Origin of the sequence: Acidovorax facilis, from assembly GCF_050626955.1 — a bacterium.
Classification (GTDB): Bacteria; Pseudomonadota; Gammaproteobacteria; order Burkholderiales; family Burkholderiaceae_C; genus Acidovorax; species Acidovorax facilis.
Window position 1 is genome coordinate 2,666,059 of record NZ_CP192460.1, and the last position, 23,764, is coordinate 2,689,822.

Consider the following 23,764-nt stretch of genomic DNA (forward strand, 5'->3'; position numbering starts at 1 on the left):
CTACACTTGTAGAAGACGAAAAGTCTACAAGCGTATTTGCTCGTGCATCTACAGTTGTTTAGGCTTCTTCATGGCCTTAGGAAAACAAGTAAAGCGCTACCGCCTGTTTCATGGCTGGAAGCTAGAAGACCTCTCGTTGAAAAGCGGCGTGGACGTCGGCACCATCAGCGCGATCGAGGTACGTGACAGCAAACGTTCGGAAAAAGCACCAGCCCTAGCAAAGGCCCTGGGACTCACCCTTGAGCAGCTGCTGGACGAATCAGCCGACTGGACTGCCGTTGCAAAGGCAAAAGTCACATGGGGGCAGACGATGGATTTACCTGAAAGCGCTCACCCCATCGACTCTCACGTTGTGAACGATATCCGGAAAGAACTACACCGCCCTCCATATTGGCCATTCACGGTAAGCCAAGAGGTGTTTCAACGCCTTCTCAGCAATGAAGACATCAATAACGTAGATACATTCATTCAAGGCATCGTAAAAACCAGAGAGAGCGACGCACGTAAAAGCCGACGCATTCAGCCGTAGGCCTTCGGCCAAAATCTACTATTTCCAAACCAGATTTCAGGAGGGTAGCGAGACATGAATGCATCCCAAGCAAGCTGGATGGCCGCATGCCTCCTGGTCTACTCCAGCCCCTCGTGGGCCGTCCACAAATGCGTCGGCGCTGATGGGAAAGTAGCCTATCAAGAGGCTCCTTGCTCCAGCACCGCGAAAACTGCTGAGTCACTAAAACTCGATCCGGTGCCCCCAACCACACCGCGTGATTCACGAATTAATGCAGCAATTGCAACCAGCAAGATTGTGGTCGGAATGACCGCCGCGCAAGCGCGGCGATCATGGGGCGCACCTACGAAAATCAATCGCAGCGTTGGGAGCTACGGTAGCCACGAGCAGTGGGTGTACGACCGTGGCGGATTCAAATCCCAATATGTCTATGTCGAAAATGGCGTTGTGACCGGCGTGCAGTCCCCAGAGTAGGCGCCCCAAGGACAAACGAAGCCCAAATAATCACATAGATCCCCATTCGTTCTACGATTGTTGACAGCCGACAATCTACGATTGTAGAATTCCTCCACGCCCACCCCGGGCGATGGAGGTTTCATGTCATTGCAAAGCACGGCCTGCCGCCCAACGGCAGCGCCAGCCAACCCAGCGCCCCGGCTACCCGGGAGCCGCCCCCACCCCGCCCACTACCTAGCGCACGGCCGCCTGTACCGCGCCATCGTCCTGTTGCCAGACGCGATGTGCGAGAGCGACCGCCCGCTGCAAGAGCGCTGGGTGTTCTTCGACTGCCCTGCAGCCACTCACCCTAGCTTCCATTTAGAGGCACTGCTATCACTGGCCTGGAACATCAGCACCACCGGCTGGTGTGAGCGCGGCGTCGTCTACGACATCAAAGAAGCCAGCGACCTGATAGCCCAAGGCGACGCCAACGACGACACGGCCTTGTTTGAGCGCAGCTTTGGCCCGGAAGGCACCGAACACGTCAGCCCGCATGACGTGGACTATTTCTGCACGCCCCGCGTGCGCTCCCAGCTCGAACTGGCTCTGCTGCATGCACGTGTAGGCCCTGCTCTGGAGATACGGCGCAGCACGGGACCGCGTCTTTCAATTGACGAACTGTTGGCAATGCGAGTGCTGCGCGCCTACCCGGGCCAGCGAACTCTGATCGTCAAGGCCCGCCAACCAAACAAGACCAAGTCCACCGCTATTCGAGTGGACGCCGACCAGTACCAAGCGGCACGTTGCGCCAAAGCGGCCAACGCCGAACACGAAGGCGGTGCAGCATGAGCGCCGCAGTCAACCACATCCTGCGCCAGATGCAGCGCGATGCTCGCCTGGCGTGGCTCATCGGGCCAGGAAGCCGCACCTACGAGCTGCTGACCGAGGAGGCCGCAAGCGCGAACAGCTTGGACCCAGCCGAACTGCAGCGACAGCATGAAGCCTCGCTCAAGTTCGAGCCCTGGCCCACTGAGCTGAAGGTGGAAATCGACCCGCAGGCGATCCTGTTGCTGCCACATGAGGAAACCCTGGTGCGTTGGTTCGGCGAAGAAAACGCCTATCGCAGCGCCCACTACTACATGCAACGCATGCACGATGGCCCCCTTCCTCACCACTGGTGGGGGTATGAGATACGCACGGCTGCGCTTGGGTTCGAGAGGTGGAATAGCAGCCCGCGCTACTACGTGCCCGACGACTTCGGCACGCTGGTGGAGGTGCACCCATGAGAACCCCACGCCTCTCCCCCGCCATGCGCAACATGCTGCGCAACGCAGTCCGCGGCGAATCTCTCGCCAAAGGCTTGTGTGCTGGGCCGTACAAGCAGTACCACACCCGTCGCGCCCTTGAAGCGCGGGGCCTGCTGGACAGTAACGCCAAGCCCACCGACGCAGGCAAGGCCGTGTTCGCACCGGCCCAGCAATCCAACGCTGGGGAGGCATCCCCATGCTGACCTACCGCATCAAGGTGCAGGGCCACAAGCCCTACGACGGCATCTTCCACAGCACGCGCGAGGCCATGGACGCCGCCTTCAGCCTCTACCCAGAGGCCCGCAGCATCACCGTGGGGCCACTGCGATGACAGCCAGCGCCCACATCAAGGAGCTGATCACCGCCCCCGGTGATCGCTTCCCGGCCCCTACAAAGCCGTTCCACACCGCTGGTTTTCCAGCGCGCGCCATCACCATCTTCTTCACATCAGGCGCGGTGGACTTCCTCCCGCCCGAGGGAACGAACGACCGGCGCTTCATGGTGGTCGAGGCCCCCAAGCCCAAGCGCCGCGCTTACACCGGCTGCCCCATCCAGGTAGACGGCCCCTACTACGCCCGCAGCAAGACGCGCCCACTGCGCCCCTTGGCATCGGCCCTGCTGGTGGCGCTGGTGGCCGTAGTGCTCCGAGGAGGCTGAGCATGCGCGCCCTGCTTTTCATCCTGACCTACCTGCGCAACTGGTGGAGCTTCGACGGCAACCACGTGCGCATCAAGGCCGCAACGCACATGGACCTGGACCTGCGCGAACGCCGCAAGCGGCCACGGGGCCGCCCATGACCACCGCCCTGCAGCTCCGCATACGCGGCCAAGTCACATCGGCCATCTGCGGCACCACCCGCAAGGGCGTGCCCGTGCTCGATGTGCACCTGACCGACGCACAAACGGGCCAGCACGTAGTGGCCCGCCACACCTACCCCAACGCCAGCCCCGCCAGCCACTACGCGGCCAGTGCCCTCGCGCGCAGCCTGCGCGGCCAGGTGGCCGAGCTGGACGCCACCAACCCCCGGTTCCGCTCGCGCCGCCTCGACTGCGACGCCGCGCACATCGGCCTTCCCTACCAAACCCCATCCACTCGCAAGGATCTGGAATGACCCGCAAAACCACAGTCACCTTCACGCTGACCACCGACGCCCATGGCAACGTGACCCTGGGCACCGACCTCGCAAAGCCCACCCATGGCGCGGCTCTCAACCCAGCCCAGCTCGTGGCGCTGGAGTTGGTCAACTACTGCCATCACCAGGGCCTGAGCGTCACACACGGCACCCAAGCCGTGCCCGCGCTGTCGCTGGTGCATGACATCACCCAGGCCGATGGATATGCCTTTGGCGTGCCCCCAAGCCTGTGGCGCGCGGCCATTGATGTGGTGAACCGCAGCCAGCACCCCATGGCCGTTGGCCCGCTCACTGCCACTGAACTCAATCAACTCATGGCTGAGGCGCAAGCATGAGCAGCCACTGGATCGTCACGGCCGATGGCATGCCCCACTACCTCAGTGGGTACGACATGGCCCAAAACAAATACTCCATCGAGGTCATCGCCCACGCGGGCGCGCAGATCAATCGGTTCACCGGCCACTGCATCCGCCCTTACAGCGTGGTGGAACACCAGCTGCTTTGTGCCGACATCGCAGCGCACCTGATGCTCCCCGCAGTTGTGCAACTTGCCTGCCTGATGCATGACGCGCACGAGGTGTATGTGGGCGATTGCAGCTCCCCCGTGAAGTGGGAACTGGGCAGCGCGTGGGAACGGCTGGAATCGCCCCAGGCCAACGCGGTGCGCCGCCATTTCGGGCTGATGGGCATCTTCCTAAGCCATCGAGCGCAAATCAAGGCCATAGACCTGATGGCGCTGGCCACCGAGCGCCGCGACCTCGTCATCTACACCGAGGGCATATCGGCGCCTTGGGCCATCTTGGACACCCCGGGTCGCAAGGTCGAACCCGCCCACTGGGTGCAACTGCACACCGCCGCCCGCGCACAACGCAGCTGGACCGATTGGGCGCAGCTGTACCTCGAACGCTTTCACCAACTACGCGACGCCATCAACGCGACGCTGGCAACCAACATCCAATCAGTTACGGAAGGCATCAAGCAATGACCACCCGCAAACCTACCCCAGCAATGCAGCCCATTCCCACCGCCAAAGTCTCCGGCAACGGCAAGGTACTGATCAGCCCCGTGCCATCGCAGGCCGAGCTGCAGGCCCGCCGCAAGAGCGAGCGCCTTGAGATCGCCAGCGCCGAAGTGCCCGTGCGCAACAGCACCACCAAGGGCGACCCGTACACCTGCCCCGAGCTGCGCACCAACCCCTACCGCCCGGGCTCGACAGACGCCTTCCGCCTGCCCAGCCGTACCAGTTTCCGCACCCCACAGCCTGCATAAACCATGGCCACCAAAGATCCACTCATTGGCCTCACGGTCACCATCAACCCCGACGCCAAGCCAGCCAAAGGCGGCGGCAAGCATCCCTATGCAGGCCAGCAAGCGCAGGTCATCGGCAAGCCACCAGGCGGGCGCAGCTACTGGCTACAGTGCGGCGCCGCACAGGTGAGCGTGCCGCTGGCCGACTTCACTGTGGTCGGCGCCGATGCCGCCCAGGCCGCGCCCGCTGACAGCACCCTGTCCCTATCGGAACTAGTGCGCAGCAAGACCAACCGGCAGATCATTGAAGACGAAGCCCTGCTGGAAATGGCCGCCACCATGAAGGTCTACGGCGTGCTGCAGCCCCTGCTGGTGCGCCGCCTGCCCGCCGAGCGCCTGCAAGACACGTTTGAAGACGAAGCCACCAAGCACGCCACCCACGAGATCATCGCGGGTGAGCGCCGCTTTATGGCCGCCCGCATCGCAGGCCTGCGCCGGGTGCCCGTGCACATCGTTGCGGCCGACAACAGCAACGCCGTGGTGATGCAGCTCATCGAGAACCTGCACCGCGCAGACCTCAACCCCCTGGACGAAGCGCACGGCATCCAGCTGCTGGTAGACGCCCACAGCATGACCCGCGCGGCTGTAGCCGACGCCCTGCGCAAGAGCCTCAGTCACGTCATGGAGAGCCTGCGCCTGCTCAAAATCTGCCCCGAGGCCATCGCAGCCCTCAAGGCGGGCACGCTCAACCGCAGCGTGGCCCTGCTGGTGGCCCAGCGCCCCACGCCAGCCCTGCAGGTGGAGTTCACCAGGAAGGTGCTCACAGGCGGCCCCGATGGCGGCCCGCTCAGCTACCGCAGCGCCAAGGATCTGGCCCAGCGCAACTACATGACCGACCTCACCCAGGCGCCCTTCGCCCTGGACAACGCCCAGCTGCTGCCCCAGGTGGGCGCTTGCACCCAGTGCCCCAAGCGCACCGGCGCCAACCCCGAGCTGTGGGATAAGGCGGGTGCAGACGTCTGTACGGACACCGCCTGCTTTGCCGACAAAAAGGAGGCCCACTACGAAGCCCTCAAGGCCGACGCCCAGGCCAAAGGCCGCAAGATCATCACGGGCCGCGAAGCCCGCGAGCTGATGCCCACCGAGGGCGCCACCCCCAAGGGCTACATCCTGCTGGACAAGCCCAAGAAAGGCGGCACAGAGCCCATGCGCGAGGTGCTGGGCCAGGAAGTGCCCCAGAGCAAGGTGGTGCTGATCGAGACGCCCACGGGCGGCGTGGTGGAGGCCGTACCCGTGCGTGCTGCGGGCGAAGCGCTGCAGGCCAAGGGCGCAGCGGGTAAGGCCGACAAGAAGGCCCCCGCACGCACCAAGGAAGAACTGGAGGATGAATACCAGCAACGCTGGCGCAGCGCCGCAGTGCGCGCCACCATCGAGGGGCTGCGCATTGACGCCGAGCCCGACGATCTGGATTCACTGCCCCAGCAGGCCGCCTACCGCGTAGTCCTCACCATGGCCCGGGAGACGCACGACGAAGCCCTGGCGCAAATCTTCCAGCTGAGCCCAGGCTTCAGCGACGACACCCTGCAGAGCGCTGTGCGCGGGGTCGCTGAGTCCCCACCGCGCGTGCAGAACATGGTGCTGCTCATGCTCGCAGCTGCCTTCGACCACGGCCCCATGTTCAACCGGCCCGCCGACGAAGCCCTGCATCTTGAAGAAGTGGCCCCCATTGCCAAGGTCGATATCGGCGCCATCAAGCGCGAGGTGCAGCAGGCGATGAACGCCGAAGCCGTAGAGCGTGCGGCCGAGGCCGACGCCGAGGCAGCAGCTCCCGCCGACAAGGCAAAGCCCGCCCTCAAGACCAAAGGCAAAGCCAAGGGCGCCGTGGACGGCACCGGCAAGGCCAGCCAGGCCGAGGTGATGGCGGGCATCGCCCAGGCCATGACCGCAGCCCAGCCACCCGCCAGCAACAACTTCGAGCCCGGCCAGAACGTGCGCGTACGCATCGACCTCAAGAACGCCAAGGGCAAGCTGATGCTCACCAAGGGTGCCAAGGGCGTCATCACCAGCAAGGCAGGCGACCGCGCCTGGATGCTCAACGTGCCCGATCTGCCAGGCGCCAATGGCTTGATCGCCGACTACACCGAACTGGAGGCCGCTGATGTCGAAAAATGATCTGGTCGCAGCAGCAGAAGGCACGGCCACCGTTCGATCTGACTGGGACGTGCGCGGGCACCTTGCGGCATCGCTCACATGCTGGCATCGCCTCACAGGCAAGGAGGCCGACGAGCTGGTGGCTATGTTCCAGGGCCACTCGGCACCAGCCACCCAGCAAGCGGGGGCACTCTCCGAAAAACATATCAAGGAGCATGGAGACAAGGCATCTCGGATGATGGCCCGTGACATGACGCGGTTTGACGCTGCCTGCGAGGTTGATAAGTACCTCAGAGACCAAGGCGCACCGATGTACTACAGGCACCGCATGAGCATCGTGCTGTTCGGCAATACCGAGGGCACAGATGCCGCCAGGGCGCCCGACAACGCACTCCAGACCTCCCCAACAGCACAGGCGGCAATCATGCCGAAGGGCGAAAGCGCTGCAGCCAGACTGCGGGCCATGGCGACCAACTACCCAGACGGCCACCGATGGGACAAGCTGGATGCGAAAACCTGCATCAAAGGTGCTTTGGAAATTGAAGCACTCCGTGCAGCCTGTTTCCAGGCGGGGTGCGGGCAGCGGGATGCCCTGCCGACGATCAAGGGCGCCAGCATCACTGGCGGCTACGTGGTTGTGACGCCCTCTGGATGGGGAGACGACAAGGCAGCAGTATTGCGTGACGCGATCTTGCGTACCTTTCCTGTGAACCCTGCGTTCTCGCCGAAGCCTGACGACGCAGCCCTGGCAACGAAGGGAGGTGCGTGATGGGCTTACCCCGCTTCCGCATCCCCCCACGCCGCCAGCCGGCGCCAGTGCCGGTGAACACCATGTTCAAGGCCCGCGTGCGCGCCTCGCGCCTCACCGAGGCCGAGATCCGCGAGATCATGGACGCCGTCCACCACTGCGCGACCCGCATGCGCGAGGGCGTAGCCACCGAGCTGCAGGTGCAAGCCCTGCGCACCACCATGCTCATCGCGCTGGAGATCGAGCGCCTGGGCTACGTGCGCGGCCTGCACGGCCACATCGAGGCCGCGCTGATCGCGATCAAGAGCGCGCTCACGCGTGGTGTCGAGACAGGCCAATGGCGCCCCACACAGCTGCAGCTGTACGAGCTGGACGCCATCACCAACATGGTGGACCTGCACGAACACCAGCTGCGCAACCTGGCAGCGATCGAGCTGCACACCGCCACCAAGCGCGTCATCGCTCACATGCAAAGCCAGGGCGGCGGCGAGCTGCTCAACGTGGCCCCGGCCGAGCTGGGAATGGAGGTGCCAGCATGATCCCCGCCCTCAGCATCCGCCAGCCCTGGGCCTGGCTCATCGTCCACGGTTTCAAAGACATCGAGAACCGCGACTGGCCCACCAACTTCCGGGGCCGCCTGCTGGTACACGCAGGCCAAACCATGGCCCGCCGCTACTTCGACGAGACCTGCGAGGAGCTGCTGCGCATGGGCCTGCTGCCCCCCAGCATGCCCGCCTACGAAGACCTGCAGCGTGGCGGCTTCGTCGGCTGGACCCACGTCACCGACTGCCGCCAGCACCACCCATCGCCCTGGAAGCAAGACGGCTCCCACGGCTTCGTGCTGCGCGACAGCACCCCCATTCCCTTCGTGCCATTCAAGGGGCGCTTGGGGTTCTTCAACGTGCCAAAGGAGACGGTCACACCATGAGCGAAAACACCAAGATCGAGTGGTGCGACCACACATTTAATGCGTGGGAAGGGTGCCAGAAGGTTGGCCCTGGCTGCGACCACTGCTACGCAGAAACGCGCAACGCACGCTTTGCTGGCGGCACCGCAATCAACTGGGGACCAGGTGCACCACGCCGCCGCACCAGCGTCAGCAACTGGGCAAAGCCCAAGCGCTGGAATGAGCAGGCAGCCGAGTTCGAGCTGCACTACGGGCGGCGTCAGCGTGTGTTTACGCTCAGCCTAGGTGACTGGGCTGACAACCAGGTGCCCATCGAGTGGCTCGTGGATCTGCTGGAGCTGATTCGCACCACACCGCGCCTTGACTGGCTGATGCTGACGAAGCGCATCGGTGCCGCTGTATCCCGCCTGCAGCAGGCCCACGCATACGTGCTGGAGCACTGGCCTGCCGTGGATGCACAGCCGTTGTCATGGTGGCTGCAGGAGTGGCTTGAGGAGGGCAACCCTCCCCACAACGTATGGATCGGCGCCACCATCACCGACCAACCAGAGTTTGATCGCGATATCTGCAAGCTGCTGGCGGTGCCCGCACGCGTGCGATTCCTGAGTATGGAGCCGCTGCTGGGTCCGGTTCAATTCACCAGCAGCGGGCGCATACCGGCCGATGATGAAGGGCCCGAGCGCATCGGCTACATGATGGGGCCAGACGATGGCAAATCAGGTCTTTGGCCCACACCCGAATCGGCCATGGCCAGCAGTGGACTTCACTGGGTCATAGTCGGCGGCGAGAGCGGCACCGACGCGCGCCCTATGCACGCAGATTGGGCCCGAAGTCTGCGCGACCAATGTGAAGCTGCTGGAGTGCCCTTCTTATTCAAACAATGGGGCGAGTGGACTTCCCACACTGTTGACCCGGAAAGCTACGCGTCACACCTATGCTGCATTGACCGCCTCGGGCGTGAGTGCGCTTTGTCGCGTGGGGAGAACGCCCGTGCCAGTGGTGATGGCTGGTGGTTCCTCCCGCCTCATCCAGGGCGCGGAACATGGGGACCAGATGGCATTCCCTCTGGCGTTGAGGAGATCAGGCACGTAGGCAAGAAACGAGCAGGCCGCTTGCTGGATGGTCGCACCTGGGACGGGTTTCCATCATGAGCGATACCCAACTACTCGACCGAATCGACAAGATGGCCAGCGCCATGAAACTGATGGCCACCATGTTGGGCACCCGTTTGGACCGTGGCCAACTGGCCGAGCGCATGGGTGTACACCGCAACACCCTGGCCAAGCGCCTGGCCACCGACCGCGACTTCCCGCGCCCAGGCCGCGACGGCAAATGGCTGCTCAGCGAGGTGATTGAATGGGAGCAGCGCCAGTCGTGATGCGCTGGGCGATGTCTACGGCCTTCGGGTTGTAGTACACCAGCGCGCGGGTGGTGCTGGTCCACCCGAACATCTTGCACAGGTCCAGCACATGCAAGCGCTGGGCCAGGCGTGTGGCAGCGGTATGGCGGCTGTCGTGGAAGGTAAAGCCCTCCAGCCCCGCCCGCTGCCGGTACTTGCGAAACATCGCGTCCAGGCTCTGCGTCTTGAGCCCAAACACCAGATCCGTGTCATAGCCGCGCATCAGCTCGATGGTGCGCATCGTGGAGGGCACGGCAGGCACATCACGCTTGCCCGTCTTGCCGTCCACCTTGAAGTAACCCGCCCCCACATCCTCCCAGCGGACGCCGCAGATCTCACCAGCCCGGCACCCTGTCTGCAGGGCCAGCAAGAACGCATTGGCCACCGCATGGCCTACCGACCGCACCGGCCCCCGACTCCAGCCCAAGGCGCGCAGCATGCGCCGCACCTCGGGGCCAGAAATGATTCGCTCGCGGTGGTCCGGCTCCGAGGGCTTGCGCACATCCTGCATAGGGTTCGACTTCAGCCACTGCCAATCGCGCCGAGCCACTTCCAGCACGTGCGAGAGTAAAACCATGTCACGCAGTACCGTGCTGCGCGAATTGACTTTCAGCCGCGCATCACGCCACGCCACTATGTCAGTCGGCGTCAGTTCAGCCAGCAACCGTTTCGCCGGAAAGTGCGGTTGGCCTGGGAACGCCTTCAGACGAATCAATTCCTTCTGCCAGCCACGTTTTTCGTTGGAAACCTCTTCGCCGTAGCGTGTGAGAGCCTGGCCCAACGACTTCACCTCGCCAGCACGCCCACTGGCTGTGGCCCGTAGTTCAGTTGCCCGCATCGCAGCCCATTCAGTGGCCTCGCGCTTTGTGGGCAGCGTGTTGCTCACACGATGCCCCTTTACCTCGACCTGAATACGCCACGTGCCTTGCGCCGTTTTGATGGGGGTTGCCATTGGGGGGATTGGTGGGGGAATTTCGGGGGCGCCGCTTGTGCAAATGTGTGCAGCGGGCGCACTGTACCACCAAAGAGAGAACCGCTAGAGCGTTGATTTGTCTAGCTTTGTGCAATTGCTGCACAAATGAAAACACATGAATGGTGCCCCGAGCCGGGGTCGAACCGGCACGCCCCTTTTCAGGAAAGCGGCGGATTTTAAGTCCGCAGTGTCTACCAATTTCACCATCGGGGCGCCGGCTGCCCAACGCACTCCTGCGTCGCAGCGTAACCCGGGCAGCGCATGCGCGCAATGCCCTGTCGTATCTCTGGTCACAGGGCCGACGCCCTGCCGAGCCGCCCGCCTTGCACCACCAAGAAAAAAGGGAAGCCGAAGCTTCCCTTACAAATATGGAGCGGGAAAAGAGTCTCGAACTCTCGACCTCAACCTTGGCAAGGTTGCGCTCTACCAACTGAGCTATTCCCGCATTTGCTTACTGCGCCCGACGTTTCCATCAGAGCCAATCAGCAAGCCTCAAATTATATCGCTATTTTTTGGCTCTATTCGATTGCAAACCAAAAAATCAACCAATCACCATCCATCCTTCAACAGTCATCTTGATTACGACGATCACAGAAGATCTTCAGACATCAAGACACAGACCGTATCTGGAGGCGCGGTCCGGAGTCGAACCGGACTAACCGGATTTGCAATCCGGGGCATAACCGCTTTGCTACCGCGCCAGAAATTCACATTTCTCTGACAAAAAAGGGAAGCATTTGCTTCCCTTTTTGTGGAAATTGGAGCGGGAAAAGAGTCTCGAACTCTCGACCTCAACCTTGGCAAGGTTGCGCTCTACCAACTGAGCTATTCCCGCATTTTACCGAAGCCTCACATTGTACAACGTTTGCTGCGATGGAATGAATTGTAGCGCATTTTTTGGGGTTCTCAAAAAAATTTGCGTCAATGTTTCAGGCCATCTGTCGCGGACGACGCTGCAACGGCCTTGTCCGTCGAGGGAGCAGCCACGACCGCCACTTCCTCATCCGTCAGGGGCACAGGCTTGGTTTCCAAGGCCACTTCCAGTACCTTGTCGATCCAGCGCACAGGCACGATCTCCAGCCCGCTCTTCACGTTGTCCGGAATCTCGGCCAGGTCTTTGACGTTCTCTTCGGGGATCAGCACCGTCTTGATGCCGCCGCGCAGAGCCGCCAGCAGCTTTTCCTTGAGGCCACCAATGGCGGTAACTTCACCGCGCAATGTGATCTCACCGGTCATGGCAACATCACCGCGCACGGGAATACCCGTGAGGGCCGAAACAAACGCCGTCGTCATCGCAGCGCCAGCACTCGGACCATCCTTAGGGGTTGCCCCGTCTGGCACATGGATGTGGATGTCGCGCTTCTCAAACGCTTCGTCCTTGATGCCCAGAATGCGCGAGCGGCTGCGCACCACCGTGCGGGCAGCCTCCACCGACTCCTTCATCACATCACCCAAAGAACCGGTGCGCGTGATCACACCCTTTCCGGGCATGGCGGCGGCTTCGATGGTCAGCAGGTCGCCGCCCACCTCAGTCCACGCCAGGCCGACCACCTGGCCCACCTGGTTCTGCGCCTCGGCACGGCCGTAGGTGTACTTGCGCACACCCAGGAAGTCGGGCAGGTTGTCGGCGGTGACGACGACCTGGGGCTCGAGCTTCTTGAGCTGCAGGCCCTTGACCACCTTGCGGCAGATCTTGGACAACTCGCGCTCCAGCGAACGCACGCCGGCTTCCCGCGTGTAGTAACGCACCATGTCGCGCACGGCGGGCTCGGTGATCAGCAGTTCTTCGTCCTTCACGCCATTGTTCTTAAGCTGCTTGGGCAGCAAGTACTTCATGGCGATGCTGGTCTTCTCGTCCTCGGTGTAACCCGACAGGCGGATCACTTCCATGCGGTCGAGCAGGGCCGGCGGAATGTTCATCGAATTCGACGTGGCGACGAACATCACGTCGCTCAGGTCGAAGTCCACTTCGACGTAGTGATCGCCAAAGGTGTGGTTCTGCTCGGGGTCCAGCACCTCCAGCAGCGCACTCGACGGGTCGCCTCGGAAGTCCGTGCCCAGCTTGTCGATTTCGTCCAGCAGAAACAGCGGATTGCGCGTGCCCACCTTCGACAGGCTCTGCAGCACCTTGCCAGGCAGCGCGCCGATGTACGTGCGGCGGTGCCCACGGATTTCAGCTTCGTCGCGCATGCCACCCAAGGCCATGCGCACGTACTTGCGGCCCGTGGCCTTGGCAATGGATTGCCCCAACGAGGTCTTGCCCACGCCAGGTGGCCCCACCAGGCACAGGATGGGAGCCTTCACCTTGTCCACGCGCTGCTGCACCGCAAGATATTCAAGGATGCGGTCCTTTACCTTGTCCAGGCCAAAGTGGTCTTCGTTGAGCACGCCTTCGGCATTGACCAGATCGTGCTTGATCTTGGTCTTTTTGCTCCAAGGCAGCGCCGTGAGCACGTCAATGTAGTTACGCACCACGGTGGCCTCGGCCGACATGGGCGACATCAGCTTGAGCTTCTTGAGTTCTGCATCAGCCTTCTTGCGTGCCTCGGCAGGCATCTTGGCGAGCTTGATCTTTTTCTCGATCTCCTCGATGTCCGCGCCTTCGTCGCCTTCGCCCAACTCCTTCTGAATGGCCTTGACCTGCTCGTTCAAGTAGAAGTCGCGCTGGTTCTTCTCCATCTGGCGCTTCACACGCCCACGGATCTTCTTGTCCACGTTGAGGATGTCCACCTCGCGGTCAAGCTGCTCGAACAGGTTTTCAAGGCGCGCCTTCACATCCGACAGGTCCAGCACCACCTGCTTGTTCTCGAGCTTGAGCGGCAGGTGCGCGGCGATGGTGTCGGCCAGACGGCCTGGATCGTCGATGCTGGAGATCGATGTGAGGATCTCCGGGGGAATTTTTTTGTTGAGTTTGACGTACTGGTCAAACTGCTGCATCACAGCACGGCGCAGCGCTTCAATCTCGCTAGGCTTGTTGGCCTCGGGTGTGGCTTCTACCGGCGTGACGGTGGCCGTGAAATGGGTCTCAGCGTCCTCGATGGACGTCACCAGAGCGCGCTGCTGGCCTTCGACCAGCACCTTCACGGTGCCGTCAGGCAACTTGAGCATCTGCAGGATGGTGGAGACGCAGCCGACATCGAACATGTCCGACACGGAAGGCTCGTCCTTGGCTGCAGCTTTCTGTGCCACCAGCATGATGCGACGGTCGGCCTCCATGGCCAACTCAAGCGCCTTGATGCTCTTGGGACGCCCCACAAAAAGCGGGATGACCATGTGGGGAAACACCACCACGTCACGCAAAGGCAACAGCGGTAGATCGATAGGGGTGGCTGGCAGGGGGGTATGTCCGGACATGGAAATCCTCAAAGTGCTCTGTGGAAATGGGTCCACATGTGGGGATTTTCAACCCTTACGCGCAAGCCGCGCTGGCACAAGGGTTGATGGTTCAATGGGCGACACCAATGCGCCCGCTCCGGTCATCTCAGACGGTGTGAAGGATTCCGGCGTGTCCATGCGGGCATCGCAGACTCCTTCACGCCTTCTCAGGCCTTCTTGGCCGCTTCGCGATAGACGAGCAGCGGCGGCTTGTTTTCTTCGATGGTGGACTCGTCCACCACCACTTTTTCAACGTTGCTTGTATTGGGCAAGTCGAACATCGTGCCAATCAGCGATTGCTCCAGGATTGAGCGCAGGCCGCGGGCTCCGGTCTTGCGGACCAAGGCCTTGCGAGCGATGGCCTTAAGCGCGGCAGGACGGATTTCGAGGTCCACACCTTCCATGGCCAGGAGCTTGCTGTATTGCTTGACCAGCGCGTTCTTGGGCTCCGTCAGGATCTGCACCAGCGCATCCTCGCTGAGTTCAGCCAGAGCCGTCACCACGGGCATGCGCCCCACGAGCTCAGGAATCAGGCCGAACTTGATCAGATCTTCGGGTTCGATCTCGGTGAACACCTCTGTCAGCGAACGCTGCTTCTTGCTCTTGACCGATGCGCCAAACCCGATGCCCGACGCTTCGGTGCGGTTCTCGATGACCTTTTCCAGTCCCGCAAACGCACCGCCACAGATAAACAGAATGTTGGTCGTGTCGATCTGCAGGAAGTCCTGATTCGGGTGCTTGCGTCCGCCCTGCGGCGGCACGCTGGCCATCGTGCCTTCGATGAGCTTGAGCAGCGCCTGCTGGACGCCCTCGCCCGAAACGTCACGCGTGATGCTGGGGTTGTCCGACTTGCGCGAGATCTTGTCGATCTCGTCGATGTAGACGATGCCGCGCTGCGCGCGCTCCACCTCATAGTTGCAGCTTTGCAGCAGCTTCTGGACGATGTTCTCCACATCTTCGCCCACATAACCGGCTTCCGTCAGCGTGGTGGCGTCGGCCATCACAAAGGGAACGTCCAGCATGCGCGCCAGGGTCTGCGCCAGCAGCGTCTTGCCCGAACCCGTGGGCCCAATCAGCAAAATGTTGCTCTTGGACAGCTCCACATCGTCTTTGTGGGCCTTGTCCTTGTGGCGCAGGCGCTTGTAGTGGTTGTACACCGCCACCGCCAGCGTGCGCTTGGCCACGTCCTGACCAATCACATAGTTGTCGAGGTTGGTCTTGATCTCTACGGGGGTGGGCAGGTCACTGCGGCCTTCGCGCGCCAGGTCGCCAGCCGGGAGCTCATCGCGAATGATCTCGTTGCACAGGTCAATGCACTCGTCGCAGATAAAGACCGACGGACCGGCGATCAGCTTCTTCACTTCATGCTGGCTTTTGCCGCAGAAAGAGCAGTAAAGGGTTTTTTCGCTGGAAGAGCCTTTTTTCTCGGCCATGGGGGCAATGCCTTGCTTGTTACGGAAAGTTGTCGGGATGATAACCAAATAAAAAACGGCGTCTTCCCCAAAGGAAAACGCCGCTGTTTGACCCTCTGGCTATCAGGAGCGCTTGCTGATCACCTGATCGACCAAACCGTATTCCTTGGACTCATCAGCCGACAGGAAATAGTCACGCTCGGTGTCGCGCTGGATCTTTTCCAGCGGCTGGCCCGTGCGCTCGGCAAGGATCTTGTTGAGCTGCTCGCGGGTCTTGAGGATTTCGCGGGCGTGGATCTCAATCTCGGTTGCCTGGCCCTGCATGCCGCCCAGAGGCTGGTGGATCATGACCTTGGAGTTGGGCAGCGCAAAACGCTTGCCCTTGGCTCCTGCGGCCAGCAGGAAGGCGCCCATGCTGGCGGCCATGCCGGTGCACAGGGTCGAGACATCAGGCTTGATGAAGTTCATGGTGTCAAAGATCGCCATGCCGGCGCTTACCGAGCCACCTGGGGAGTTGATGTAGAACGAAATGTCTTTGTCGGGGTTTTCACTCTCCAGGAACAGCAGCTGAGCCACCACCAGGTTGGCGGTCTGGTCGTTGACCGGACCCACCAGAAAAATCACGCGCTCCTTGAGCAGGCGCGAGTAGATGTCGTAGGACCGTTCGCCACGGCCCGACTGCTCGATGACCATGGGAACCATGCCCAGGCCTTGTGTTTCCAATGCGCTCATGTTTTTCTCCAGACAAGCAGGTACTGTACCCAGAAATGAATTGGGGCTTGTGCACGAAAGCACAAGCCCCTGTATGTATCGGCAACAACCGGGCAATTCGATAACAAGCCGCCCAGTCGACAGCCTATCAGCCTTGTTGGGCCATCAGTTCGTCAAACGACACGGCCTTCTCGACCACCTTGGCCTTGGACAGCACAAATTCGGTCACGTTGTTTTCGATCACAACGGCTTCGACTTCCGCCAGGCGCTGGCGGTCACCGAAGTACCAGCGCACCACATCTTCAGGCTTCTCGTAGCTGGCAGCCAGCTCATCGATGTGGGCCTTGAGCTGTTCGGGCTTGGCCTGCAGCTCATTGGCACGCACCAGCTCGGCCAGCACCAGGCCCAGGCGCACGCGGCGCTCAGCCTGGGGGCGGAACACGTCTTCAGGGATCTCGGCCTTGTCGGCGTCCTTGATGCCGCGTTGCTTGAGTTCAGCGCGGGCACCTTCCAGCAGGCGGGCGATTTCAGCCTGCACGCTGGAGTTGGGCAGGTCCAGCTCAGCCTTGGCCACCAGGGCGTCCATCACGGCTTGCTTGTTGCGGGCCAGCAGACGGAACTTGACTTCACGCTCCAGGTTCTTCTTGATGTCGGCGCGCAGGCCTTCCACGGAGCCATCGGCAATACCGAGCGACTTGGCCAGGGCATCGTTCACTTCGGGCAGGTGGGCAGCTTCGATCTTCTTGATGGTCACCAGGAAGTCAGCGGTCTTGCCAGCGACATCCTTGCCGTGGTACTCCGCAGGGAATGCCAGGGGGAAGGTCTTGCTTTCGCCAGACTTCATGCCACGCACGGCGTCTTCGAACTCCTTGAGCATCTGGCCTTCGCCCACCAGGAACTGGAAGTCTTCGGCCTTGCCGCCTTCAAACGGCTCGCCATCGATCTTGCCTTCGAAATCGACCGTCACGCGGTCGCCGTCTTGCGCAGCAGCATCCATGGCGCGCTGGGCGAAGCTGCGGCGCTGCTTGCGCAGGATGTCGATGGTCTTGTCGATGGCGGCGTCCGTCACTTCAGCCGACAGCTTTTCGACTTCGGCATCAGACAGATCGGCAATCTTGACTTCTGGGAACACTTCGAAAATGGCATCGAAAGTGACCTGGCCTTCAGGAGCGCCTTCCTTTTCGGTGATGCGGGGCTGGCCAGCAACACGCAGGTTGGCTTCGTTGGCTGCCACGGCAAAGGCTTCACCCACCTTGTCGTTCAGCACTTCGTACTGCACCGAGTAGCCGTAACGCTGGGCCACCACGTTCATGGGCACCTTGCCGGGACGGAAACCGTCCATCTTGACCGTGCGGGCCAGGCGCTTGAGGCGCGTGTCGACTTCGGACTGGATCAGGGTGACGGGCACGCTCAGCGTAATCTTGCGCTCGAGCTTCTCAAGGGTTTCAACAGTAACGGCCATGGCTATTCCTCTTATGAATGTGGATCGTGCTGGCTGCAGCGCAGCAGCGCCGTGTTCCGCAAAGTCTCACATGGGTGGTGCGCGGGGGGGGACTCGAACCCCCACACCATTGCTGGCGTCAGGACCTAAACCTGGTGCGTCTACCAATTTCGCCACCCGCGCGGTTCTACAACAAACAAACAGGCGGCAACCTCAGCTGCCGCCTGTGTGAAATCGGTCAACCTTCTATTTTACCCTGATGCGGGCGGGGTGGGAATCAAACCCCTCCAAGGACCTCCGGCGCAGGCCTTTTCACACGGAACCACGCGGCATACATCGCGGGCAGCGCCAGCAGCGTCAGCACGGTGGCCACCACCAGTCCGCCCATGATGGCCACGGCCATCGGGCCCCAGAACACGCTGCGTGACAGCGGGATCATGGCCAGCACCGCAGCCGCAGCCGTCAGCACGATAGGACGCAGGCGGCGCACTGCCGATTCAACAATCGCATCCCACGCAGGCACACCCCTCGCGCGGTCCTGTTCGATCTGGTCGATCAGGATCACCGAGTTGCGCTGGATCATGCCCATGAGTGCAATCACCCCCAGCAACGCCACGAAGCCGAACGGACGGTTGAGCAGAATCAGCGCCGCAGCCACCCCTGCCAGGCCCAACGGCCCGGTCAGGAACACCAGCATCGCGCGGCTGAAGCTGTGCAGTTGCAGCATCAGCAGCGTGAAGGTGATGAACAACATGACCGGAATGCCGGCTGCAATCGACGCCGAGCCCTTAGAGCTTTCCTCCACAGCACCCGCCACTTCGATGCGGTAGCCGGTCTGCCCGGCAGCGCGCCACTTCGCCTCAATGTCCTTGAGAGCAGGCAGCAGCGCCGCCGTCACCGTGGCCCCCTGCAGCCCCTCGGTCACATCCCCCTGCACGGTGATGGCGTAGTCGCGGTTCTCGCGCCACATCACACCGGGCTCCCAGGTGAAGACCGGCTTTGCGATCTGCGTGAGCGGGATCGACTTGCCCGAGGCTGTGGGCAGGTAGGCGTTGGCGATGTCGGTGATGGCGTTGCGCTCGTCCAGCGGCTGGCGCAGCAGAATGTCGATGAGCTTGTCACCCTCGCGGTACTGGCCCACCTGCGTACCCGACAGGATAGTCTTGGACGCCTGGGCAATCGACTGGCTGGTGACACCCAGAGCGCGCGCCTTGGCCTGGTCCACTTCCAGACGCAGCACCTTCACAGACTCGTTCCAGTTGTCATTCACACCGCGCATGTCCGGGTTCTTGCGCAGCTGGGCTTTCACTTCATCGGCGCGCTCACGCAGCACCAGCGGATCAGGCCCCACCACGCGGAACTGCACGGGGTAAGGCACCGGCGGTCCATTGGGCAGCAGCTTGACGCGACCACGCACCTCCGGGAACTCCTCAGCCAGCAGCGCAGGCAACTTCACGCGCAGAGACTCACGCACCTTCAGATCCTGGGGCAGAACGATGAACTGCGACACGTTGCTCTGGGGAAACACCTGATCCAGCGGCAAATAGAAACGCGGCACGCCGGAACCGACCCAGGTGCTGACAGAACTGACGCCAGGCTCAGAGAGCAAGCGCTGCTCCACACGTTTGGTCACTTCTTCATTGCCTGCAAATGAGGTGCCCTCGGGGAACCAGATGTCCACCAGAATTTCAGGCCGGCTCGAATCGGGGAAGAACTGCTGCTGCACCTTGCCCATGCCCACAATGCCCAGCGCAAAGGTCAGTACCGTGGCGCCAATGGTGATCCAGCGGTGCAACACACACCAGTCCACCAGGCGGCGGAAGGTGCGGTAGAACGGGCTGTCAAACACTTCGTGTGGATCGTCGGTGATGCCCTTGTTGGCCTGGGCAGCCAGCACATGCGGCGGCACCTTGAGCAGCAGCGTGCCCAGGTACGGCACAAAGTACACCGACACGAACCAGCTGAGCACCAGCGCGATCACGGTGACCGCAAAAATGGCGAAGGTGTATTCGCCCGTAGTGGACTTGGCCAGGCCGATGGGCAAAAAGCCCGCCGCCGTGATCAGCGTGCCCGTCAGCATCGGCATGGCCGTGATCTCATACGCAAAGGTAGCGGCACGCACCTTGTCGTAGCCCTCTTCAAGCTTGAGCACCATCATTTCGACCGCAATGATCGCGTCATCCACCAGCAGGCCCAGTGCGATGATGAGCGAGCCCAGCGATATCTTGTGCAGGCCGATGCCCCAGTACCACATGGCCAAGAAGGTCACGGCAAGCACCAGCGGAATGGTGATGCCCACCACCAGCCCTGGGCGCGGATCGATGTACCAGCGCTTCCACAGCGGGTTCTTGCCGGGGCGCTTGTGCAGGCCCAGCGCGATGAAGCTTACCGCCAGCACGATGACCACGGCCTCGATCAGCACCTTGACGAATTCGTTCACCGAGGTGGCCACCGCCTTGGGCTGATCTTGCACGTTGACGAGCTTCACCCCCGCTGGCAGCGTGCCGCCAATGCGGTCGGTGGCGGCATGCAGCGCCTTGCCCAGCGCAATGATGTCGCCGCCCTTGGCCATGGAGACGCCCAGCGCAATCACTTCCTGCCCCTGGTGACGCACCTTCACGGTGGCCGGGTCCACATAGCCGCGCTTGACCTCGGCGATATCGCCCAGGCGCAGTTGTGCGCCCGACGGGCCACGGATCGGCATGGCGCGCAGGTCTTCAATGGCGTTGAACTGACCCTGCACCCGCACCTGCACCTGGTCTTGCGGGGTCTGAATAGCTCCGGCGCTCTCCACGGCGTTTTGCTGGCCCAGCTGGGCCAGCACCTGGTTCATGTCCAGGCCCAGTTGCGACAGGCGTTTTTGCGAGATTTCGATGAACAGTTTTTCGTCTTGCACGCCAAACAGCTCAACCTTGGCGACATCGGGCACACGCAGCAGCTGCTGGCGTGCGTCATCGGCAAACTGCTTGAGTTCGGCGTAGCTGAAGCCCTCGGACTCCAGCGCGTAGATCACGCCATACACATCGCCAAAGTCGTCGTTGAAGAACGGGCCCTGGATGCCCTGCGGCAAGGTGTAGCGCATGTCGCCCACCTTCTTGCGCACGCTGTACCAGACGTTGGCCACCTCGCTGGCCTTGGACGAATCCTTGATCTGAAAGATGATCTGCGACTCGCCGGGCTTCGAATAACTGCGGATCTTGTCGGCGTAGGGCACCTCTTGCAACGTGCGCTCGATCTTGTCAGTGACCTGCTCGGCCACCTGCTGCGCCGTGGCGCCCGGCCAGTAGGTACGCACCACCATGGCACGGAAGGTGAACGGCGGGTCCTCGTCCTGCCCCAGCTGGAAATAGGCGGCAAACCCCAGCAGCATCAGCACCACCATCAGGTAGCGCGTGAGGGCGGGATGGTCGAGCGCCCACTTGGAGAGGTTGAACCCCTCTTTGGGTTGTACTTGCGTCATGGCCGGCCTCAGTTGGCTGTGGAAGCTGCGGGTGCCGCTGCTGTGGCAGCAGGCGCGGCAGGCATTGCTACTGGATTGGTAGCTGTCTGCGCTTTACTGGCGGGCGCTGAGGCCGTTTTTGGCTGATAAATCAGCACTTTCTGCCCAGGCGAGAGCACATGCACCCCCGTGGCCACCACCTGCATGCCGGGGGCTAGACCCGCAGCCACCACGGCCTCGTTGCCATCGGCCGTGGCAATCTGCACCACCTGCGACTTCACCGTGCTGCTGGCCGCGTCATACACCCACACCGCCGTGGACTGCCCCTCCTGGCGCAGCGCACTGGTGGGCAGCTTGATAGCCGGAATGCCCGCATGGCTGAGCGCCTTGGGCGTGACATACACGGTGGAGCCCAGGGCAGGCGCATCGGCACCGTCGATGGCCACCTTGACTTGGTAAGTGCGCGTGGCGGCGTCGGCACTGGCGGCCACTTCGCGCACGCGGCCCGTCAGGTTGGCGCCACCGGACCAGCCGCGCACCGCCACTTCTGAGCCTGGGGTGATCAGCCCCACCTTGTCCTCCGGCACCGCAAACACCACATCGCGGGGGCCATCCTGCGCAATGCGCACCACAGGCGTCCCGGCCGACACCACCTGGCCAGGCTCGGCGTCAATGCCAGTGACAACGCCCGCCACGTCGGCCACCAGCGTGGTGTAGGCCGCCTGGTTGCCTTGCGATGACAGCTGCGCGCGGGCCTGGTCCAGCGTGGCCTGGGCGGCTTTCAGCGTCGCGTCGCGGCGCTCCAGCTCGGCGCCGCTGATGAAGTTCTGGTCCTTCAGGGCTTGGTAGCGCTTGTAGTCGGCAGCGGCCAGATCACGCTGCGTGGTGGCCGATGCCAACTGTGCGCGCGCGGCGTCGGTGGCCAGTTGGTAATCCTTGGGGTCCAGCTGGGCCAGCACCTGTCCGGCCCGCACACGCTGGCCCAGTTCGGCCTGGCGCTGCACGATCTTGCCCGCCACGCGGAACCCCAAGCGCGACTCCACGCGCGCCCGCACCTCACCCGAATACTCCAGGCTGGATTGCAGCGCACCCACCCCCACCGTCAGCAACTTGACGGAGCGCACCGGCTCTTCGGGCGGCGCGGGGCGGGAACAGGCGGCCAGCAAAGCAGCGGCGGCCACCATCAGCAAGGTCCGGCAGTGCCGTTGAAAAGGCCGCGAAGCGGAGGATGTGCGCATGGGAAATCCGGTGAATAGAGAAGGGCTACAAGGAGTTGCAGGGGCTGCACGCAAAACGCAGGCACGAATGCCTGCGCTGAAAACGGAACTGCAGTAACAGTTACCGGCCAGCCTCCTTGTCCCTGATTGAATTGGTTTTTTGATTACTGACTGACCGGTTAGTAATCTATGAGAAGCCCTTGGCATTGTCAAGCGACAATCCAGGGTGTGAACGACCGATCCCCCCCTCCCCAGCCTGAAGTGGCGTCCGCTGCAACTTACGCGCCACAGCCGCTCCAGACCGCACCACACCATGCGTCTGCCACCCTGGCCGCCCCTGTCACGCACTACGAGAACTTCCCGGTCGCGTCCCTGCTGTGCCCACCGCACCTGCGCCAGCCCATTGCCGCCATCTACGGCTTTGCGCGCACCGCCGACGACATCGCTGATGAGGGCGACGCCCTGGCTGCCGCCCGCTTGGCCGACCTGGCCGCCTACCATGCCGACCTGATGGCCGTCGCCCAAGGCCAGCCGCCCTCGCCCCGCTGGGCCAGCGTGTTCTTGCCGCTGCAAGCGGTGCTGCGTAGCCACCAGCTGCCCGTGCCACTGCTGGCAGACCTGCTCAGCGCCTTTGCCCAAGATGTTGAAAAAACCCGTGATGCCGAGGGATACGCTGACCGCGCCGAGCTGCTGGACTACTGCCGCCGCTCAGCCAACCCCGTGGGCCGGCTGCTGCTGCACCTGTACGGCGTAACAGACGCCCAGGCGCTGCAAGAAAGCGATGCCATCTGCACCGCGCTGCAGCTCATCAACTTCTGGCAGGACCTCTCCGTGGACATCCCCCGAGGGCGCCACTACCTGCCCCGCGCTGACTGCGCCGTTCATGGCGCCTGCCAGGCCGAGCTGCTGGCACTCAGAAGTACCCCCGAGAACGTGCGCCTCATCTCCGACTGCGCCCGCTGGGCCCGCGCCAGCATGCAAATAGGCGCCCCCTTGGTGCACCGCCTGCCCGGCCGCGCCGGGTGGGAGCTGCGCCTGGTGGTGCAAGGCGGCCTTCGCATTCTGGACAAGGTGGACGCCCTCAAAGGCGGCAGCCTGCACACCCGTCCACGCCTGCATGCGTGGGATTGGTGCGTGATGCTGGGCCGCGCGCTGGTGATGTAAGAAAGATTCATGGGCCACAAGGCGCGCTGACATCGGCATGTTTCTTGGCCAAAATTACAAGCCAAATTGGCTCCTAGCGCTTATCTATCAATCGCTGGCAGCTATCAATTCAGGAACGCTTTCCCTGCTGGGCGCTGCACGCTGATGAGGGGCAATCCCGTAAGGCAGGGATAGCGAGCATCCGGCTGCTGCAG

The 23,764-nt window shown here is 62.5% G+C and carries 26 protein-coding genes and 5 tRNA genes; 19 read left to right on the forward strand and 12 right to left on the reverse strand.

Translation table 11 applies throughout. The features are described 5' to 3' along the window. The first annotated feature begins 70 nt into the window (after positions 1–70). The 18 genes from ACQ4MJ_RS12115 (at position 71) to ACQ4MJ_RS12200 (ending at position 9,817) form a co-directional block, all read left to right on the forward strand. Complete coding sequence (locus tag ACQ4MJ_RS12115) at positions 71–529, forward strand: helix-turn-helix domain-containing protein (protein ID WP_431152515.1); 459 nt, start codon at positions 71–73, stop codon at positions 527–529. Positions 530–583: 54 nt separating this feature from the next. Then, entirely contained in the window at positions 584–982 is a 399-nt protein-coding gene (locus ACQ4MJ_RS12120) for a DUF4124 domain-containing protein (RefSeq protein ID WP_431152514.1), read from the forward strand. A gap of 123 nt (positions 983–1,105) precedes the next feature. Beyond that, positions 1,106–1,795, forward strand: a complete 690-nt coding sequence (locus tag ACQ4MJ_RS12125) for a hypothetical protein (RefSeq protein WP_431152513.1) — start codon at positions 1,106–1,108, stop codon at positions 1,793–1,795. Further along, complete coding sequence (locus tag ACQ4MJ_RS12130) at positions 1,792–2,232, forward strand: hypothetical protein (RefSeq protein WP_431152512.1); 441 nt, start codon at positions 1,792–1,794, stop codon at positions 2,230–2,232. Before ACQ4MJ_RS12125 ends, ACQ4MJ_RS12130 begins: the two co-directional genes overlap by 4 nt. Next, on the forward strand, positions 2,229–2,456 hold the full coding sequence (locus ACQ4MJ_RS12135) for a hypothetical protein (RefSeq protein WP_431152511.1): 228 nt from the start codon (positions 2,229–2,231) through the stop codon (positions 2,454–2,456). The genes ACQ4MJ_RS12130 and ACQ4MJ_RS12135 overlap by 4 nt, the downstream gene beginning before the upstream one ends. Next, positions 2,450–2,584 (forward strand): hypothetical protein, encoded by a 135-nt coding sequence (locus tag ACQ4MJ_RS12140; RefSeq protein ID WP_431152510.1) that lies wholly within the window; start codon positions 2,450–2,452, stop codon positions 2,582–2,584. Before ACQ4MJ_RS12135 ends, ACQ4MJ_RS12140 begins: the two co-directional genes overlap by 7 nt. Next, positions 2,581–2,910, forward strand: coding sequence for a hypothetical protein (locus ACQ4MJ_RS12145; protein WP_431152509.1), 330 nt, complete (start codon positions 2,581–2,583; stop codon positions 2,908–2,910). The genes ACQ4MJ_RS12140 and ACQ4MJ_RS12145 overlap by 4 nt, the downstream gene beginning before the upstream one ends. A gap of 2 nt (positions 2,911–2,912) precedes the next feature. Then, on the forward strand, positions 2,913–3,050 hold the full coding sequence (locus tag ACQ4MJ_RS12150) for a hypothetical protein (RefSeq protein WP_431152508.1): 138 nt from the start codon (positions 2,913–2,915) through the stop codon (positions 3,048–3,050). Continuing rightward, the gene (locus ACQ4MJ_RS12155) at positions 3,047–3,364 is read left to right on the forward strand and encodes a hypothetical protein (RefSeq protein ID WP_431152507.1); all 318 of its coding nucleotides are present in this window, start codon (positions 3,047–3,049) and stop codon (positions 3,362–3,364) included. The genes ACQ4MJ_RS12150 and ACQ4MJ_RS12155 overlap by 4 nt, the downstream gene beginning before the upstream one ends. Then, positions 3,361–3,720 (forward strand): hypothetical protein, encoded by a 360-nt coding sequence (locus ACQ4MJ_RS12160; protein WP_431152506.1) that lies wholly within the window; start codon positions 3,361–3,363, stop codon positions 3,718–3,720. The genes ACQ4MJ_RS12155 and ACQ4MJ_RS12160 overlap by 4 nt, the downstream gene beginning before the upstream one ends. After that, positions 3,717–4,370: a hypothetical protein gene (locus ACQ4MJ_RS12165; RefSeq protein ID WP_431152505.1), complete on the forward strand. Its 654-nt coding sequence runs from the start codon at positions 3,717–3,719 to the stop codon at positions 4,368–4,370. Before ACQ4MJ_RS12160 ends, ACQ4MJ_RS12165 begins: the two co-directional genes overlap by 4 nt. After that, positions 4,367–4,654 carry a hypothetical protein gene (locus ACQ4MJ_RS12170; protein WP_431152504.1) on the forward strand — a complete coding sequence of 96 codons (288 nt, stop codon included), beginning with the start codon at positions 4,367–4,369 and terminating at the stop codon, positions 4,652–4,654. The genes ACQ4MJ_RS12165 and ACQ4MJ_RS12170 overlap by 4 nt, the downstream gene beginning before the upstream one ends. 3 nt (positions 4,655–4,657) lie before the next feature. After that, positions 4,658–6,805 carry a ParB/RepB/Spo0J family partition protein gene (locus ACQ4MJ_RS12175; RefSeq protein WP_431152503.1) on the forward strand — a complete coding sequence of 716 codons (2,148 nt, stop codon included), beginning with the start codon at positions 4,658–4,660 and terminating at the stop codon, positions 6,803–6,805. Beyond that, positions 6,792–7,553, forward strand: coding sequence for a hypothetical protein (locus tag ACQ4MJ_RS12180; RefSeq protein WP_431152502.1), 762 nt, complete (start codon positions 6,792–6,794; stop codon positions 7,551–7,553). The genes ACQ4MJ_RS12175 and ACQ4MJ_RS12180 overlap by 14 nt, the downstream gene beginning before the upstream one ends. Continuing rightward, positions 7,553–8,071, forward strand: a complete 519-nt coding sequence (locus tag ACQ4MJ_RS12185) for a hypothetical protein (RefSeq protein WP_431152501.1) — start codon at positions 7,553–7,555, stop codon at positions 8,069–8,071. Before ACQ4MJ_RS12180 ends, ACQ4MJ_RS12185 begins: the two co-directional genes overlap by 1 nt. Continuing rightward, complete coding sequence (locus ACQ4MJ_RS12190) at positions 8,068–8,460, forward strand: ASCH domain-containing protein (RefSeq protein ID WP_431152500.1); 393 nt, start codon at positions 8,068–8,070, stop codon at positions 8,458–8,460. The genes ACQ4MJ_RS12185 and ACQ4MJ_RS12190 overlap by 4 nt, the downstream gene beginning before the upstream one ends. Continuing rightward, on the forward strand, positions 8,457–9,590 hold the full coding sequence (locus ACQ4MJ_RS12195) for a phage Gp37/Gp68 family protein (RefSeq protein ID WP_431152499.1): 1,134 nt from the start codon (positions 8,457–8,459) through the stop codon (positions 9,588–9,590). Before ACQ4MJ_RS12190 ends, ACQ4MJ_RS12195 begins: the two co-directional genes overlap by 4 nt. Next, complete coding sequence (locus tag ACQ4MJ_RS12200; RefSeq protein WP_431152498.1) at positions 9,587–9,817, forward strand: hypothetical protein; 231 nt, start codon at positions 9,587–9,589, stop codon at positions 9,815–9,817. The genes ACQ4MJ_RS12195 and ACQ4MJ_RS12200 overlap by 4 nt, the downstream gene beginning before the upstream one ends. Here ACQ4MJ_RS12200 and ACQ4MJ_RS12205 read toward each other — a convergent pair. From ACQ4MJ_RS12205 to ACQ4MJ_RS12260, 12 genes are all read right to left on the reverse strand, one after another. Then, on the reverse strand, positions 9,780–10,790 hold the full coding sequence (locus ACQ4MJ_RS12205; RefSeq protein WP_431152497.1) for a tyrosine-type recombinase/integrase: 1,011 nt from the start codon (positions 10,788–10,790) through the stop codon (positions 9,780–9,782). The genes ACQ4MJ_RS12200 and ACQ4MJ_RS12205 overlap by 38 nt on opposite strands. Before the next feature lie 141 nt (positions 10,791–10,931). Next, a tRNA-Leu gene (locus ACQ4MJ_RS12210) sits at positions 10,932–11,024 on the reverse strand. Between the two features lie 156 nt (positions 11,025–11,180). Next, a tRNA-Gly gene (locus ACQ4MJ_RS12215) sits at positions 11,181–11,256 on the reverse strand. 182 nt (positions 11,257–11,438) lie between these two features. Continuing rightward, positions 11,439–11,512, reverse strand: a tRNA-Cys gene (locus tag ACQ4MJ_RS12220). 58 nt (positions 11,513–11,570) lie between these two features. Next, positions 11,571–11,646, reverse strand: a tRNA-Gly gene (locus ACQ4MJ_RS12225). Positions 11,647–11,732: 86 nt separating this feature from the next. Next, positions 11,733–14,165 (reverse strand): endopeptidase La, encoded by a 2,433-nt coding sequence (gene lon, locus ACQ4MJ_RS12230; protein WP_055399523.1) that lies wholly within the window; start codon positions 14,163–14,165, stop codon positions 11,733–11,735. Positions 14,166–14,353: 188 nt separating this feature from the next. Further along, positions 14,354–15,619, reverse strand: coding sequence for an ATP-dependent Clp protease ATP-binding subunit ClpX (gene clpX, locus ACQ4MJ_RS12235; protein WP_431152496.1), 1,266 nt, complete (start codon positions 15,617–15,619; stop codon positions 14,354–14,356). 102 nt (positions 15,620–15,721) lie between these two features. After that, positions 15,722–16,330, reverse strand: coding sequence for an ATP-dependent Clp endopeptidase proteolytic subunit ClpP (gene clpP, locus ACQ4MJ_RS12240; RefSeq protein ID WP_055399521.1), 609 nt, complete (start codon positions 16,328–16,330; stop codon positions 15,722–15,724). Between the two features lie 127 nt (positions 16,331–16,457). After that, entirely contained in the window at positions 16,458–17,771 is a 1,314-nt protein-coding gene (gene tig / locus ACQ4MJ_RS12245) for a trigger factor (protein ID WP_055399519.1), read from the reverse strand. Positions 17,772–17,846: 75 nt separating this feature from the next. After that, positions 17,847–17,933 (reverse strand) — tRNA-Leu (locus tag ACQ4MJ_RS12250). Between the two features lie 94 nt (positions 17,934–18,027). Then, positions 18,028–21,210 (reverse strand): efflux RND transporter permease subunit, encoded by a 3,183-nt coding sequence (locus ACQ4MJ_RS12255; RefSeq protein ID WP_121419598.1) that lies wholly within the window; start codon positions 21,208–21,210, stop codon positions 18,028–18,030. 8 nt (positions 21,211–21,218) lie between these two features. Next, positions 21,219–22,427, reverse strand: coding sequence for an efflux RND transporter periplasmic adaptor subunit (locus ACQ4MJ_RS12260; RefSeq protein WP_370449711.1), 1,209 nt, complete (start codon positions 22,425–22,427; stop codon positions 21,219–21,221). A 207-nt stretch (positions 22,428–22,634) separates the two neighbouring features. Between ACQ4MJ_RS12260 and hpnC the strand changes: the two genes are divergently transcribed. Then, entirely contained in the window at positions 22,635–23,570 is a 936-nt protein-coding gene (gene hpnC / locus ACQ4MJ_RS12265; protein ID WP_238385662.1) for a squalene synthase HpnC, read from the forward strand. Positions 23,571–23,764 lie beyond the last annotated feature (194 nt).